This window comes from Pararhizobium sp. LjRoot255 (assembly GCF_964252905.1).
Taxonomy (GTDB): domain Bacteria; phylum Pseudomonadota; class Alphaproteobacteria; order Rhizobiales; family Rhizobiaceae; genus Pararhizobium.
Genome location: NZ_CAXUPQ020000002.1, coordinates 1,190,177 through 1,204,084, shown reverse-complemented (window position 1 = coordinate 1,204,084; position 13,908 = coordinate 1,190,177). Strand labels below are relative to the sequence as shown.

The following is a 13,908-nucleotide window of genomic DNA, read 5'->3' as shown; positions in this document are numbered from 1 at the left end:
ATGGTGGACCAACGGGGAGTCCTCGACCTTTGCCATCACACCTTCAAGATTTTGCTCACGGCTCAATTGCGCCGTCAACTCGAGACTAAGCTGATCCGGGAATGTCAGACCTTTCCCTCGCTATGATAAGACGTTCGTCCAACCCGCTTAGGACCAAGGTCGGAGGGCAATCAAGGGCTAGCGTTCCTTTGTCATAACACATGCTTCGTTTCCTGCGATATCATTCCGTCTGGCGCGTCATCCACCAGCGTCCACGAGATCGACCATTCATCCTTGCCACCCTCATCGTGGGTATAGCGACCGTGCCCCGCAACCTCATTGCTCCCTGAGTCCATGATGACCCAATCTGGCGGCGCGATGCCGGGCAGTTCCAATATATCGAGAATGTCACGCAGTTCAGCCAACGTGGTGACCTTCTGAAGGTCGTGCCAGCCATGTACCCTTATCGTCCAGGCATAATGCGTCATGGCATATCTAATCCCGTCGGCTAGCGCTCGATCATGGCAGCGGGCTTGTCGGATTAATCACCAGAATCGAACAAATTCAATATCAAGGAGAACTTCGGCAGACGCCATCCGAACTCAGTTCTCACTCATCGGCTGCCCGCTGTGGTGATGGTTGCGAAACCTCGCAGCTGCCTCTGTCCTGTTGTGGACGCCCAACTTCCGAATGATGTGGTGCAGGTGGATCTTCACGGTATGCTCGGACAGCCCGCATTCGGCGGCAATCAGCTTGTTCTGGAGACCGTGTGAAACCATCCCGAGGATCTGCGACTCGCGTGCGGTGAGTTCGGCGATGGTGTTCAATCTATTTTGCGAAGCGGGCGCTGCACCGTTGTGTGCAGATAAAGTCGCGCTTTGATCGCGCAACATCGTCTGGATCATCAGCCCGGGTGGAAAATACTCACCGCCGCAAAGCATCAGACGAATGATCGACAGCCAGACGTCGAGCCTGAGGTCCATCGGGAGAACGCTGCGAATGAGCGGAGAGGCTGCAACTTCGCTCAGAGGCGTCACCTGAACCTTGTCGTAAGGCTCGATGATGGCCGTAAGGGCATGCGGGTGTATTCGCAGAAGCTCGGCCGATGCGGCTTCTGCGTTCTTCATCAACGCTATGTCAACCAGAATAAGCGCAACCGGATGAGAAAAAGTCGTGCAGGCAGCGCTAACATGCTCGACCTGCTCGATGCGGATCCATGGGAATTCCCGTTCAATGGCATCGATCAACCGTTCCGATACGCTTCCGCTGTTCGTCAGAATCAAAATGACGCGTTGCGGCTCAAGCCGCCTTCTTGCGCCTGCAGCGTCATATGCATTGCCGTCCAACAGCATATCCGTTACCTACCACCATTTGCATCGATCCTCAAACCGGCCGATTTCAGGATTTATGCAAAATTCCAAAGTGTAGGAGCGATCTTAGCCACGGCCGGAAGGCACGCGATGCTCCAAACCAGTCCTGCATGCCACGGCGGCACACACTCGTGGAGTTTAGCCCAGCTCGTGGACAAGCGCGATGACGCAAAAGGGCGGAGACGAGGGCTGACGCTCAATAGACGAGGAGATGTTGCAAGGCCTTCACTCATCCAAAAGGGCTAGGAGAGGGCAGTGCCCAAATGCCGGCCGGTAGTATGCCCACACCTCTTTCCTACCCCTCCTTTGCCGGCATCCGTCATTAGATCGTAACCGCTCATTTCCCAGCACGTTGACGCCCGCGATTTCGACGGATCAGGCAGCGGCGGTTTTGGTGAAGTTGAAGGGCATCAGGTCTTCAATATCAGCGTCGACAGTGCGTTGAGGTAATTCCGTCACTGGCCGCGTCACGACTGCCGCTGCGCGACTGGCGCGCCCAGGAGGATGGGTTTGGTCCGATATCAGCTGACGACTGACTCGCGTCTCCTAGCAAAGACATCCCTACTCGATCCCTTCAGGTCAGAGGCGAGTGCATCCCTAAAATAATTGATAGTCTTCGCGAGACCGTCGGAAACCGAGACGTGCGGTTTCCACCCCAGGATTTGTTTTGCCATCTGAATATCTGGACGGCGTTGTTTGGGATCGTCCTGTGGCAAAGGCATGGTAACGATAGTCGACTTGCTTCCGGTGAGCTGAACAATCAACTCTGCAAGCTGTCGCATCGTGAATTCCTCCGGGTTTCCAACGTTAATTGGACCGGTTATATACTCCGGTGTCGCCATGAGCCGAAGCATGCCGTCAATCAAGTCGTCGACATAGCAAAATGAACGTGTTTGCAAGCCGTCTCCGTACACAGTGATCGGCAGTCCCTTTAGTGCTTGCACGATGAAATTCGACACTACGCGGCCGTCGTCCAGTCGCATACGCGGGCCATAGGTGTTAAAAATGCGCATGACTTTTATTGGAAGTTTGTGTTGGCGCCAGTAGTCAAAGAAAAGAGTTTCGGCGCATCGCTTTCCCTCATCGTAGCAAGCGCGAGGGCCGATCGGATTTACTGAGCCCCAATACGTCTCGGGTTGCGGATGGATTGAAGGATCGCCGTACACCTCGCTCGTTGAGGCTTGAAGAATTCGACACTTCCGGCGCTTTGCTAAATCAAGCATGTTTATAGCGCCGTGGACGCTGACTTTCGTTGTCTGGACTGGATCGTACTGATAGTGCACGGGCGAGGCGGGACAGGCAAGATTGAATATAGCATCCACTTCAATATAAAGTGGGAATGTAATATCATGTATACGTATATCAAAGTATGGATTGCTTACAAGGTGCGCGATATTGCGGCGCTGCCCCGTATAAAAGTTGTCTACCGCAATTACGTATGCTCCTAGCGCGAGTAATTTTTCACAAAGATGCGACCCTAGAAAGCCAGCACCTCCAGTAACAAGTATGCGCCGCCCTGAATATCGAAATTCTAACTCTTCATTTAAGTCTGAACTGGTCACTGTACTACTCCTGCAGGATATAATGAATCTCGTAAACAATATATTTTGATTATACTGTGGTGGCGTTTGTCGGTGTCATGCCGACACTGCCCACATGTTCTGATGATGTCTAAATCTAGCGAAAATGCTAGAAGTATGAAATGCCTACAAAAGGCGTAGAACACCTATTTCGTAGTGACGTGGACGGCACGCGGCATCATGTTGTCGTACGATAAACATATCGCCGGCGCTGACAAAACCTCACTGGTCCCATGGCTGACGTCCGCGTCGGCCTCATTATCATGTCCACTTCACCCACAGATCGGGAACGCTAGTTGTCGACAAACTGACCCGCAAGCAGAGCTGCTGCACGGTGCGCACATTTCGACTGGCCAACTTGAGGCCGATGCTCGCGCTTTGTCGAACACCATAACGAGAAGTCCCGGCCCTGCAGATGGACCAAGTCCGCCGACGAGATACTCTCCTCCGCCAGACGCTTCTGCCAAACGCTCAGCAGACATCATGCGGCGAACTTTGGATTTATGTGACTAAAGCATGTCGCCGTTAATAGGCCTATCAACCCGCAGCTTTGAAGTAGTTTCCGCATTCTGTGAGTGTCGGGCCACAAAGAAGTTGAATGGTATGAATCGTTTGTGATTCCATGCAGTTGAATTGCTTCGATGAGGGCGCGGATCGTGACGATCACCTGGTAGCGTGCCGGAATATGATCGAGCCGTTTCATCCGATCTTCGCCGATCCGGACCATGTTGCCGCAACCACAGAGACAAGCAATGCTATCGGGCTCGATCGCTTGTTCGACGCGCGGCAAGCTCTGGGGCAGTGCGGGCGCCTTGCGCTCTTTGCGAGGGGCGCTCTTTTCGAGATCGCTGGCCGCGATCTTTTCCTCGACGAAGACGATCTGGGCCTGCGTTTCGGCAATCGCCGTCTCAAGATCTTCCAGCGCAAGGAATTCATGCAGGATTATCTGGCATCGCTGTGCATCGCATTGGCGCAGATCGATACGGATGCAGTGCAGGAGGCGATACAGTTGCTGCGCGCCACACGCGATGCGGGCGGCACAGTCTTCGTCGCCGGCAACGGCGGCAGCGCAGCGACCTCGTGGTGGAAATGGTGGCCACCGACCTGAAACGTCTGGAGCGAGAGCGCTGGCACACCGACAGTAGCGTCTAGAGCAATTCCAGGAAAAGTGTGAAACGGTTTTCCGTCCGGAATTGCGTAACTTCAAAGAGTTAGATCATTTCGTGGTTTCAATGAAACAATGAAATGATCAAGAGAGGGTCACCGGTCATGGACTACACTTATCGGCTCGACGCAAAACGGATATTCGTGGCTGGCCACCGCGGCATGGTCGGCTCGGCTGTGGTGCGGCGACTGGAGGAGGAAAACTGCGAGGTCCTAATGGCTCCGCGCGACGTTCTCGACCTTCGAAATCAGGACGCCGTACATCGCTGGATGACAGAAACCAGACCGGACGCCGTGGTCCTTGCAGCCGCAAAGGTCGGCGGGATTCTCGCCAACGGTCGTTATCCGGCCGATTTCCTGCTCGACAACTTGCTGATCGAAACGAATGTCATCCAAGCCGCGTTCCAGTGTGATGTCGACAGACTGTTGTTCTTGGGCTCATCCTGCATCTACCCGAAGCTGGCGCCACAGCCGATCCCGGAAGACGCGCTTCTCACAGGCCCCTTGGAACCCACCAACGAGTGGTACGCTATCGCCAAGATCGCCGGTCTCAAGCTGTGTCAGGCCTACCGGCGCCAGTACGGTGCCGATTATGTTTCGGCAATGCCGTGTAACCTATACGGTCCAGGCGACAACTTCGACCTGGAGAATAGCCACGTCGTCCCCGCACTCATGCGCAGGACGCACGAGGCGAAGATCGGGAGAGAGCCGAGCCTGACGATCTGGGGGTCCGGCAGACCGCGACGCGAATTCCTCCACGTGGACGATGCCGCCGACGCCATTGTCCACATGCTCAAGACATACTCTGCCGACGGCCACCTCAATGTCGGTTCGGGCCAGGATATCTCCATCCTGGACCTCGCAATGCTTATCGCCGACGTCATTGGCTTCACGGGCGAGATCCAGACGGACCCGGCCAAGCCAGACGGGACACCTTGCAAGCTGATGGACGTCGGCAAGCTGTTCGCAACCGGATGGCGACCAAAGTATACCCTTCGTGCAGGCCTGGAGCTGACATATGCCTGGTTCAAATCGCATACCGAGATGGGCAATCTGCGGCTAAAGGCCGTATAGGCGCCAGGCCAGTGTGTCGATCCGGCGCGAGGCCGGTCTACGGCACAAGACCGCACGCCCGACTGCTTGAACAGGAAAGCGAGGCCACCGTGATGGCACCCTTGTTGGTCTCGCCAAGGCGACTTCGGTCCTGTTTGTCGCCTTGACCTTCTTCATGATGTTGCGGATATGAACTTTGACCGTGCTTTCGCGCAGGTTGAGTTCATGGGCAATACTCTTGTTGGCCTTGCCGCGCCGCAGCGCCTCGACCACCTCGGCTTGGCGGGCAGCCGTGAACATGCCCGAAAGCGGGCGCGGGGCCGTGTTGCTTGACTCGAGCAATTGGCGCATCGCGAATACAGTGCTGGCGGGAACGAAGATTCCACCCGCCAGGGCCAGATAGATGGCTTCAATGCAGACATCCATGATGACCGAGGAGGGGTATAGTGTTGATTTGCACTGAGAACTGACCCGGTAGCACAGGATATTTCCATCGAGAATTGATGGAGTGGATGCCCCCTCCCGACGGCATCGCAATGTGCCAGAGTGATGTTCGCGAGAACGTCACTTAGAGGAGAGAGCATCCATGAAGGAAATTAGCATTGTAGGCCTGGACTTAGCTTCATGGAATCGATCGTTCCACCGCATCTGCGGCGCGGCGCGTTCCAGCCGTCCGACAGGCTGATCGCGCTCCTCAAACGCCCTTCGTAATGATGAGCCGGGTTGGCGGCGGCGTACACAAGAGCGCGATCAAGTCGCCGCCAACTCCCCATTACTGGATCTGCCCATAAGGCAGGAATCATAGGCGATGCGGAGCGTCGCGCAGTTTTGGCATTGCTGGACATGCCCGCCCAGCCGAGCGGTCCGGCACATCTCAACCGCGCTCATCACCCGGAGTTCGACACGCCCGAGATGAACGTCGTGTGTTTGACGATATCCTTCCCCGTAGCGGCGAAAAATGTCCGCCACCTCCAGTCCCGCCCCCATGGCGAAACTTGATCAGCCTGGCGGCACGACCTCCAGCGTCAGCCGGTCGAGCGGGCTGGTCGTGCTGCGGATCAGGGTGTTGGAAACCTTCGTGTAGCGCGCCGTGGTCGACAGGTTGTTGTGGCCGAGCAGAACCTGGATGATGCGGATGTCGGTTCCGCTCTCCAGCAGATGGATGGCAAAGCTGTGACGCAGCGTATGCACCGTCACCCGTTTGTCTATCAGGGGCCCGTCTTCGCCAAGGGACAAAAGAAGGCAATGCCGGGACTTGCGACCGCGATCGTCAAGCGCTCCGACAGCCAGGGGTTTGAGGTTCTGCCGAGGCGCTGGGTATTCGAACGGACATTCGCATGGCTGGGTCGATGCCGCAGGCTGGCCAAGGATTTCGAAAATCTGTCGCGCAACGCGCTCGCCTTCCTCAAGCTGGCTTCTATCCGCCTCATGCTGCGAAGACTCTGTTCAAAATGAATAACTTTCCGGACAGACTCTGACGGAGAAGAGGCTGCAGATGTCGCCGAGGCGCCTGTGCAATGGCGTCGAAGAAGAACGGCCGCGATCCGTGGTTTTGTCGCGGGCGCCCGGCCTACGCCTTCTCAGGACTCGTTGTACGCCATTTGGAGTAGAAATGCACGGGGCGATAAATATCAGGATGCGAGGATAACGACATCGGCGCCTGGTAGATGTATTAAATAGTTCATGGTCATTACAGAAGAATGTAGAGATCGAAAAGACGTTTTGAACGTAATTCATTTTCAAATGATATATTTGTAGATTTATTCTGGGAACGGGGAGTTGCGTCACTCTATAGGATTGATGGGGGCGGTCGTGTTTGTTCTGCGTAATACCGCGACAACCTTCATCAGGGGCAATCCTGGGTGACAATACTGTGCCCCGGCGACGAGAAGGTCGGAGACGGGTTCTTGTCGCCGGCGGCACAGGTTTTTCGGATCGCGTCTTTGCGAGCAACTTCTTGGGGCAGGCATCAGGTCAATTGCCGCCAGCCGAAGGGTGATTTCAAGGGCTCGAACGTGGCTTTGAGGCGGATCACATCATAATCAATCGGCTGGTTCTGGCCATTCGCGACGTGTGAAATGTTTGCGACTAGCCTTGAAGGGCATCAAAGGATCCCCCAAAAAGATAGGGGGGTATTCTTAGGGATAGTCCCTTACCTCAATTAGGTGAGAAGACAATTTATTCTTCAAAAACAAAGCTTTCAAAAAAATACTCTAAAGCTAGGCAATCTCGTAAGGATCGGTTAATATAAGCAAATACGCATAAACTCTTCGTTTTTGATCATGTATAAAAAGGCTCGGGGCCTGCAATAAAAACTGGGGCTAGCGCATGCGCTTTGTGACGTCTCGATTTGGATCGGGACAGGTAAGCATGTGTCTTTAAGGGAGTAAGCTACCGATGAACTCGCTGATAATGACGAATGGCAAGGCAGCACATAACAGCCTTTTCCACACAACAGCCGTCGACCCATCCCATACGCTGAACGATAACGAGCACGATGCGCTTCCGCGGGGGCGTTCGCTTCTAATCATCGACGATCGCGCGCTTGATCGCCAATGCCTTGCCTATTGCATTTCTGCCCACAAGATGGATATGGACGTCCTGGCATTCGGCTCGATGGGTGAATGGGAGCGCAAGCGCCACGACTACCCGCCGCTGGCCGCCATTCTGTTGAACGTTGGCGGAAAAAAAATCACCGAACCAGCCGTTGGCGAGGAAATCCGGAGGCTTTCCTCGGCGTTGGAGGCGCCGATAATTGTGCTGGCCGACACCGATGAGCTCTCGCAAATAATGAAGGCGCTCGAATGCGGAGCCAAGGGCTATATTCCATCCTCGGTCAGCATTGACGTCTGTATCGAGGCGATAGCTCTTTCAATGGCAGGAGGCATCTTCGTGCCGGCCAGTAGCGTATTGGCAATGCGCCAGGCGATTGAATCAGGCAGCCCTGCTGCACGCCCCTTGGCCGGCATGTTCACAGAACGGCAGGCTGAAGTGGTCGAGGCGCTGAGACGCGGGAAAGCCAATAAGATTATCGCCTACGAATTGAATCTGCGGGAAAGCACCGTAAAAGTCCACATCCGGAACATCATGAAGAAGGTCAAGGCGACCAACAGGACCGAGGTGGCCTACAAGATCAAAGATCTCTTCCCTCTTTCGGTTGAAGGTGCGAATGGAAGTGAGCACTAAAGAAAGTGCTACGTCCAGCGGCGTGAATGCTGTTCAACCGGTTTCGACCGGGACGTTAAACATTCACGCCTGATTTGCGAGAGACCTTCGGCAAAGCAAGCAGCAACAGCTGATGCTTTGCCTTTTGTTAGATGCCGGTTCCTTTTAGCACGACAGCGGGCGTCCTCATCAATATCCGCAAATCGGCGCTGAAGGACATGATGCCGGAATACCGCGCGTCATGCAGCGCTGGTTCTGTGAATGTGCCGCCGTTGCGCTCAGCGCACATATTCCGACGATCGTGAGTGCAAATGGCGCTGCCAACACCGTCATAGCGACATCAAAAGTGCGCTTTGCCGCGAAATAAAGAAATCGCGACTTGATCGTCTGTCGGTCTGGAATGCGCGCGGGGACAAGCCGCAAAGAGTATTGTCGTTCTCCCTTCGACCTAAATCCTCCACAAGTATGATTTTGATAAGAACAATCGGGCTGATCTGACACAAACGCCAGGAGGGCGGTATCCGTTCTCTTATTTTATTCTTTGATCCGGATTTCCCTGATTAATAGAATATTAATCATATTAAAATTAAACTCAATAAATCTAAGCTAAACAATTGGATGTAGGCCACACCGGTTACATAGCCGGTGGGTACGCAACGAGGTTTGGATTTTTGCCGCTCAGGCACGGTCAGGCGTCTTGTTGATCTGAGCGAGTTGGGTGGCATATCCGCAATGCTAAACGGCGCCCAATTCAGGTAACCCGTTCGGTGTATGCCAGTACCATTCGCGGCATGTCGAATTCGGTTCGGTAAGCCTTTGAGTGCGCTGGAATATCCGCGGGGATTTTCTAGCATGTCGTCAACGTCCGGATTTTCGCGTCTTTGGACGGCGCGCGCGCTTCAACCCTTGGTCAACGGCCATTTCCGTTAAAGCGCGAGGTGTGAGGAGTTTTCATGCCAATTGATTTTCAGCATTCATTGCCCTCGAGAATACAAAACGCTCCATCGGAAAACAGCATCCACATACGGCGTCAGCCCGAACAAAGCCGAATTGGTACACTCGACAGGCTGGAAGCCATTGAATCGACGTCGCATAATGCACAGACCCAGGTCATTCAGTTGCTGGGGGTCGCGTTGCGCGGCTTGCCACGCATGCATAAGGACGGGATATTCGGCCATACGCTGCGCGCAGTCAAAACAGGTTCGCACTGGTCGGAACGGCTCGAAGGCGACAGTCTTCGCTATGCGTCGATCGCCGCCCTCGGTTTATCCTACGCCGACGAGGCGATCCAGCACCAGATACTGAACGGCAGCACGGCGTCCGAACTGGCGCAGGCATGCGCGGCGCGCGCCGAGACATCTGCCGATACGGGTGCAGTTGCTTTGGCTAGCTGGGCTGCCGCCGAAGCAGGGCGATTTCATGCCGCGCCACTCTTTCGTAAGCTTCATCGGCTGCTTGCCTCGGATGCTCCCATCGCGACGGTTCACTGTGCGTGGACACTTACCGCCGCTCTGGCGGCTGAACAGCTCAACGACACGCAGGATGTCGTCTCTTTGGCGACACAACGACTATTGTCGGAACTGTCTCCAACGGGGCTGTTTCCGCACATGCTGCCCGCATCGGCAAGCGGACGCCTGCGTGCGCACATCGGCTGCCTTGCCGATCAGGTTTACACGATACAGGCGCTTTCGCGCCTGCATGTCGCACGGGAAAATGTTTCCGCCCTGTCGGCGGCCGAAGCATGTGCACAAAGGATTTGCGCGTTGCAAGGTCCCGCCGGGCAATGGTGGTGGTACTATGACACCCGTGACGGAAACGTGGTCGAAGGCTATCCGGTCTATAGCGTCCACCAGCACGCGATGGCCCCGATGGCATTGCTCGATCTCAGGGAGGCAGGAGGCTCCGACCATTTCCAGGCGATCGCCAAAGGCCTGCGATGGCTCGATGAACATCCCGAGGTCGCGGTAACACTCGTCATTCCCGAAAAAGGAGTAATCTGGCGTAAAGTGGCACGCCGCGAACCGCGCAAGGCGATGCGGGCAATTTCAGCCATCACAACGGCGCTGGCCCCCGGTCTGCATATTCCAGCCCTTGATGCTGTCTTCCCTGCCAATCAAGTGGATTTTGAATGCCGCCCTTATGAACTGGGATGGCTGCTTTACGCGTGGCTCTCGGGCGGAGTGGTCGCCAGGCTGGCTCCCGGCTCGGTAAAGGACACGGCTGCGCCCTCCAAGGAGATTTGAGATGCAAGCGCAACGTCCTTCTGTTCGGTATGTACATGGATGCCATGCGTATGGATGACGTTATCGCGCGCTGCCTTACGGCGCTCATCACCCGGCGGTCAATCCTTCTTGGAGTTCTCAATGCCGCCAAGGTCGTGGAGTTGCGCAAAAATGCGCTGCTGCGTGAATCGCTGATGGAATGCGATCTTCTGCTGGCGGATGGTCAGTCCATCGTTTGGGCAAGCAGGCTGCTCGGCCGGCCCTTGCCTGAGCGTGTCGCCGGTATCGACATCTTCAGCCGTCTTCTCTTACTTGCGCATCGAGAGGAACGCTCCGTCGCGTTTCTGGGGGCAAAGCCCGAGGTCCTCGAGGAGATGCAGCGCGTTGTTGCCCGTCGCTTTCCCGGTTTGAAAATCACCTACAGTCATCATGGGTTACAAGGCCGCCGAAGCGGGGCAGATCGCAGCCGACATCAGAGGGTCTGGGGCCGATATGCTCTTCCTTGGAATGACGTCGCCCAGGAAAGAGATATTTCTGGCCTCTCATGGCGCGTCGCTCAACGTTCCGGTGCTGCACGGCGTCGGCGGTTCCTTCGATATCATGGCAGGTCTGACGAGACTCGCGCCGATTGCCTGGCAGAAATGCGTGATGGAGTGGGCATACAGGCTGCTGCAGGAACCCCGGCGGCTCTGGTGGCGCTATCTGAAAACCAACACCAGCTTTGCCCGGCTCACTGCCCGCGAAATGCTTCATCCCGACCGCCTTTTCAGCGCTGGCGCAGACCGCAATGTAGCCCCTGGCAGTCCGATGCTCCCGGTTGCCCAACTTCGGAGCCTTGCCGATGACTGACGTGTTCAAGGGCCGATTGGCCATACTGGGAATGGGATATATCGGTTTGCCGACCGCCGTCGCTATCGCGACGCGCGGCATCGACGCCACAAGGCCTCGACAGTCGCCGGGTTGATATCGACACCTATGACGTCTCGGTTGTCGCGGTCAGCCGGCCCATGGCGACGGCACCGCTGACGCCCACGGCAAGGTCCGGCTCGACGAACGGCACCTCGCCGCCCCCCGAAGCGGATGCTTTCATCATCGCGGTGCCGACACCCTTCAACGAGGATCGAACTGCCGATTTGTCCTATGTAAAGGCAGCGGCCGAGCAGATTGCTCCCATGTTGAGGTCCGGAAACATCGTGGTTCTGGAGTCCGCCTCCCGGGACCACGCAGATGGTGGGAGATTGGATCGGCGCCCTACGCCCGGATCTCAAGATGCCACAGACTGCGAAACCGGCGCAGACATATTCGTCGCCCATTGCCCGGAGCGGGTTCTCTTCCCGGCCGCATCATGATTGAGATCATCACCAACGACCGAGTGGTCGGCGGCCTGACGCCGAGATGCGCCGAAAAGGCGGCGTCCATCTATCGCCTGTTCGCTCAGGGCGAAATCCTGTTGACCGATGCAGCAAGCGCCGAAATGGCCAAGCTGGTTGAAAACGCCCATCGCGATGTCAACATTGCGTTCGCCAATGAAATTTCCCTGATCAGCGAATCTCTTCACATCGATGTTTGGGAAGTGATCCGCCTGGCCAACAGGCATCCACGCGTGAATATTCTGGGCCCTGGTCCCGGCGTCGGCGGACACTGCATTCCAGTGGACCCGTGGTTCATCGTTTCCGCCGCGCCACGACTCTCACGCTTGATCCGTACAGCACGCGGGGTCAATGATCATCGGCCGCACAATGTCGCCGCAGGTCGTCGAGAAGGCAAAAAGGTTCCGTTCGCCGACGGTTGCGTGCCTGGGCATGACCTTCAAGGCAAACGTCGATGATGTCCGGGAAAGTCCGGCAATAGAAGTTGTCGGGCTTATCGCCAAAGCGCTGCCGGAAGTGGACATCTTCGTGTCAGATCCCTATGTCAGCGTCATGCCCAGATCGCTGTCGGAGTATGGCAATCTCCATCTTGAAAGTGCCCATCAGGCGGTCGAGCGCGTAGACATTGTCGTCCTTCTTGTAGAACACGAACCGTTCAAGGCTATGAGACACACACGCCTTGGAGGTAAAATTTTGTACGACACGCGTGGAGCGTGGCACTGACATGTGCTACGAACTTCCCATCTGGTGGTGACTGAGAGGAAGGGGTGTCGGACGGATGGCGGATTTCGATATCGTGGTTATTGGCGGCGGCATCGTCGGACTGTCGACTGCCATGCAGCTGTCGCGGCGCTTTCCGGGAATTGCCATCGCCGTCCTGGAAAAGGAGCCGATCCTTGCCGGCCACCAGACGGGACGCAACAGCGGCGTCATCCACGCCGGGGTCTACTACGAACCCGGCAGCCTGAAAGCCCAGTTCTGCAGGCAGGGCAGCGCCGCAACGATGCGCTTTTGCCAGGAGTATGACATTCCCTTCGAACAGCGCGGCAAGCTGCTCGTCGCCACCAGCGCGGATGAACTGCCGCGCATGGAAAAGCTTTACGAGCGTGCGCTCGCCAATGGACTTCAGGTTCGCCGGGTCAGCAGGCAGGAACTCACCGAGCGAGAGCCGCATGTCACCGGCCGTGGGGCGCTCTTCGTTCCCGAATCCGGCATCGTCGACTACAGCCAGATCGCCCGCCGCATGGGCACGATCCTCACCGAAGGCGGCGGCACGAAGCGCCGAAGTTCGCGGCATCAGCGAACAAAATGACGGTGTCGAGATTGTTCTGAACGACGGCGTTCTGCTTCGCGCGCGACATGTTGTTGCCTGTGCCGGCATCAATGCCGATCGCTTGGCGCGACTGTGCGGTCTTGCCGCCGACCTCGCCATTATTCCTTTTCGTGGCGAATACTTCCGCCTACGACCCACCAGGAACCGTATCGTCGAGCACCTTATCTATCCAATTCCGGACCCGTCACTGCCGTTTCTCGGCGTGCACCTGACACCGATGATCGGCGGGTTCGTGACGGTCGGCCCGAATGCTGTGCTTGCCTTTGCGCGCTACGGCTACCGCTTCGGTGACATCAATTCCAAAGACCTGTGGGAGATGGCACGCTTCCGTGGCTTCCGCCGGATGATCGTCGAAAATATACGCTCCGGGCTGACGGAGGTCGCCAATTCGCTCAGCCGCCGGCGCTATCTTGCCTTGTGCCAGCGCTACTGCCCGGAATTGAGACTGACTGACCTACAGCCGCACCCCGCCGGCATCCGCGCCCAAGCCGTCAACCGTGACGGCCGTCTGCTGCATGATTTCTTGATCGAGCGCACGGCACGCGCTGTTCATGTGCTCAACGCGCCGTCACCCGCCGCAACTTCGGCATTGCCAATCGGCAGACATATCGCCGACATCGCCGGCGCCCATTTCAACTATTCATAATCCCGCCACCATTTGGAAGCTGAGGA

Annotated in this window: 10 protein-coding genes and 7 pseudogenes; 10 read left to right on the top strand and 7 right to left on the bottom strand. The window is 56.4% G+C overall.

The annotated features are described in order from the left end of the window. Nucleotides 1-191 precede the first annotated feature (191 nt). The 4 genes and pseudogenes from ACSQ2W_RS24755 to ACSQ2W_RS24740 all read right to left on the bottom strand — a co-directional run. Nucleotides 192-467 (bottom strand): hypothetical protein, encoded by a 276-nt coding sequence (locus ACSQ2W_RS24755; RefSeq protein WP_436088759.1) that lies wholly within the window; start codon nucleotides 465-467, stop codon nucleotides 192-194. Nucleotides 468-581: 114 nt separating this feature from the next. Continuing rightward, complete coding sequence (locus ACSQ2W_RS24750; protein WP_436088758.1) at nucleotides 582-1,331, bottom strand: LuxR C-terminal-related transcriptional regulator; 750 nt, start codon at nucleotides 1,329-1,331, stop codon at nucleotides 582-584. Nucleotides 1,332-1,870: 539 nt separating this feature from the next. Further along, nucleotides 1,871-2,911, bottom strand: coding sequence for a UDP-glucuronic acid decarboxylase family protein (locus tag ACSQ2W_RS24745; RefSeq protein WP_436088757.1), 1,041 nt, complete (start codon nucleotides 2,909-2,911; stop codon nucleotides 1,871-1,873). A 667-nt stretch (nucleotides 2,912-3,578) separates the two neighbouring features. Further along, nucleotides 3,579-3,857, bottom strand: a pseudogene (locus ACSQ2W_RS24740) (IS66 family transposase zinc-finger binding domain-containing protein); the annotation flags it as partial. Between the two features lie 341 nt (nucleotides 3,858-4,198). Here ACSQ2W_RS24740 and fcl point away from each other — a divergent pair. Beyond that, the gene (fcl, locus tag ACSQ2W_RS24735) at nucleotides 4,199-5,167 is read left to right on the top strand and encodes a GDP-L-fucose synthase (RefSeq protein WP_436088756.1); all 969 of its coding nucleotides are present in this window, start codon (nucleotides 4,199-4,201) and stop codon (nucleotides 5,165-5,167) included. On the opposite strand, the pseudogene ACSQ2W_RS24730 reads toward fcl, so the two are convergent. The 3 pseudogenes from ACSQ2W_RS24730 to ACSQ2W_RS24720 all read right to left on the bottom strand — a co-directional run. Then, nucleotides 5,153-5,587, bottom strand: a pseudogene (locus ACSQ2W_RS24730) (LuxR C-terminal-related transcriptional regulator); the annotation flags it as partial. The gene fcl and the pseudogene ACSQ2W_RS24730 sit on opposite strands and share 15 nt — an antisense overlap. Nucleotides 5,588-5,902: 315 nt before the next feature. Then, nucleotides 5,903-6,133: pseudogene (locus tag ACSQ2W_RS24725) on the bottom strand (transposase zinc-binding domain-containing protein); the annotation flags it as partial. A gap of 12 nt (nucleotides 6,134-6,145) precedes the next feature. Beyond that, nucleotides 6,146-6,355, bottom strand: a pseudogene (locus tag ACSQ2W_RS24720) (tyrosine-type recombinase/integrase); the annotation flags it as partial. Here ACSQ2W_RS24720 and ACSQ2W_RS24715 point away from each other — a divergent pair. The 9 genes and pseudogenes from ACSQ2W_RS24715 to lhgO all read left to right on the top strand — a co-directional run. Continuing rightward, nucleotides 6,353-6,601 (top strand): annotated as a pseudogene (locus tag ACSQ2W_RS24715) (transposase); the annotation flags it as partial. The pseudogenes ACSQ2W_RS24720 and ACSQ2W_RS24715 overlap by 3 nt on opposite strands. Before the next feature lie 942 nt (nucleotides 6,602-7,543). After that, complete coding sequence (locus tag ACSQ2W_RS24710) at nucleotides 7,544-8,332, top strand: LuxR C-terminal-related transcriptional regulator (RefSeq protein WP_436088755.1); 789 nt, start codon at nucleotides 7,544-7,546, stop codon at nucleotides 8,330-8,332. A gap of 932 nt (nucleotides 8,333-9,264) precedes the next feature. Further along, complete coding sequence (locus tag ACSQ2W_RS24705; RefSeq protein ID WP_436088754.1) at nucleotides 9,265-10,554, top strand: hypothetical protein; 1,290 nt, start codon at nucleotides 9,265-9,267, stop codon at nucleotides 10,552-10,554. Beyond that, a pseudogene (locus tag ACSQ2W_RS24700) lies at nucleotides 10,461-10,910 on the top strand (WecB/TagA/CpsF family glycosyltransferase); the annotation flags it as partial. The gene ACSQ2W_RS24705 and the pseudogene ACSQ2W_RS24700, both read left to right, overlap by 94 nt. 52 nt (nucleotides 10,911-10,962) lie before the next feature. Continuing rightward, nucleotides 10,963-11,382 (top strand): WecB/TagA/CpsF family glycosyltransferase, encoded by a 420-nt coding sequence (locus tag ACSQ2W_RS24695; protein WP_436088753.1) that lies wholly within the window; start codon nucleotides 10,963-10,965, stop codon nucleotides 11,380-11,382. 248 nt (nucleotides 11,383-11,630) lie between these two features. After that, nucleotides 11,631-11,882, top strand: a complete 252-nt coding sequence (locus tag ACSQ2W_RS24690) for a hypothetical protein (RefSeq protein ID WP_436088998.1) — start codon at nucleotides 11,631-11,633, stop codon at nucleotides 11,880-11,882. Then, nucleotides 11,879-12,361: a hypothetical protein gene (locus ACSQ2W_RS24685; RefSeq protein ID WP_436088752.1), complete on the top strand. Its 483-nt coding sequence runs from the start codon at nucleotides 11,879-11,881 to the stop codon at nucleotides 12,359-12,361. The genes ACSQ2W_RS24690 and ACSQ2W_RS24685 overlap by 4 nt, the downstream gene beginning before the upstream one ends. After that, nucleotides 12,336-12,626 carry a UDP binding domain-containing protein gene (locus ACSQ2W_RS24680; RefSeq protein ID WP_436088751.1) on the top strand — a complete coding sequence of 97 codons (291 nt, stop codon included), beginning with the start codon at nucleotides 12,336-12,338 and terminating at the stop codon, nucleotides 12,624-12,626. Before ACSQ2W_RS24685 ends, ACSQ2W_RS24680 begins: the two co-directional genes overlap by 26 nt. A gap of 55 nt (nucleotides 12,627-12,681) precedes the next feature. Further along, nucleotides 12,682-13,882, top strand: a pseudogene (gene lhgO, locus ACSQ2W_RS24675) (L-2-hydroxyglutarate oxidase). The last annotated feature ends 26 nt before the right edge of the window (nucleotides 13,883-13,908 follow it).